This window comes from Halorubrum sp. SP3, from assembly GCF_005435195.1.
Taxonomy (GTDB): Archaea; Halobacteriota; Halobacteria; order Halobacteriales; family Haloferacaceae; genus Halorubrum; species Halorubrum sodomense.
In genome coordinates this window covers 1-1,144 of sequence record NZ_SGTU01000117.1, presented here as the reverse complement: position 1 = coordinate 1,144, position 1,144 = coordinate 1, and the positions used below count along the sequence as shown (strand labels likewise).

Here is a 1,144-nt window from a genome sequence, read left to right as displayed (position 1 = left end):
TAGCCACACATACAGCCCACTGTCGGCTGATACGGTCGCTGATAATGCGCGGACCGCTCCGAAGACCGCTCGAAAGCATCTGAGCACACTCGCAGACGAGGGGTTCGTCGAGACGACACCCGGCGAGCACGGCAGTACGCGGTATCGTCGCTCGCCCGAATCACTGGTCATGGAACAGGCGTCCGACATCCTAGAGCACGTTTCGACTGACGAACTCGTCGCACGGATTCAGGAAATGCGCGAGCAGCTCACAGAGTGTCAGACTGAATTCGGTGTCGAGTCCCCTGAAGCGTTAGCCGTCAACCAAACGAATCAGGCTCTCGCCGAGTCTGGAGTTCCACAAGAGGAGATCGATCCCGAGCGGATTCGTGAGTGGAAGACGCTCCGTCGAAACCTCGCGTTCGCAAATGCGGCCCTCTCGATCGGCACCGCCGAGCAGTTTGTCGACGATGACCGTCGCTCGACTGATGAGAACGTCCCGGCCTAAGCGATGGTGAACGCTTCAGATCACGACGAACACCATACGCTCCGTGGAGCGACAGACCGTCCGGCACTGCTAACGATTCGCGATGTTATCGAGGAAATGGAGCCGCTTGCGACAGCTGAACTCGATGACTATCTTCATCCATCTGTCCTCGAAGTTGCGCTTGACGATGGACTGTGTACGGCCGACGCGGCGCGGATAGACGTCCAGTGGACCACACAGGCTGACTACAAGTTCCACTATACGGACACAGAAGCGGTGAATTTTCGATGGGAAAAACATCCACATACAGACGACTATCTCAACGTCACGGGGCTCGAACATTATCATCCGCCGCCAACTGCGAGCTCAAAGCCAGATGAGGTCGAAGAATCCTGTATCAAACATGCTCCCGAAGTATTGGTCACTCGTGCCGTCCTCAAACTCTGGCGGGTCGCCTATCACATGGATTCGTACGACCCGCTCAATACTGGCCGAAATCCCCCGTGAACTGTCTCGGGGCAAGTGGTTCGAGACGCGGAGCGTCTCGTCATCACAGAAAACTTCGTCTTCCGTACGATCCCGCGAGTTCTTGTGGGCTCTCAACGTTACGGTCAATCCCAGAGGGACGACCAAGGAGTGCGCGTCGTGCGGCGTTTCGACGGAGAAGCCGTTGTGGAT

Annotated in this window: 2 protein-coding genes; both read left to right on the top strand. The window is 57.0% G+C overall.

The genetic code is table 11. From position 1 onward, the window contains the following. Positions 1-487 (top strand): Rrf2 family transcriptional regulator (locus EXE42_RS15745; RefSeq protein ID WP_137706933.1); only part of this gene is annotated, 487 nt, incomplete at its 5' end. A gap of 3 nt (positions 488-490) precedes the next feature. Continuing rightward, entirely contained in the window at positions 491-973 is a 483-nt protein-coding gene (locus EXE42_RS20845) for a hypothetical protein (RefSeq protein WP_137706932.1), read from the top strand. The last annotated feature ends 171 nt before the right edge of the window (positions 974-1,144 follow it).

Excerpts from the sequence above, each read along its gene's own strand:
- EXE42_RS20845 (WP_137706932.1), top strand. The coding sequence starts at position 491 with ATGGTGAACGCTTCAGATCACGACGAACACCATACGCTCCGTGGAGCG.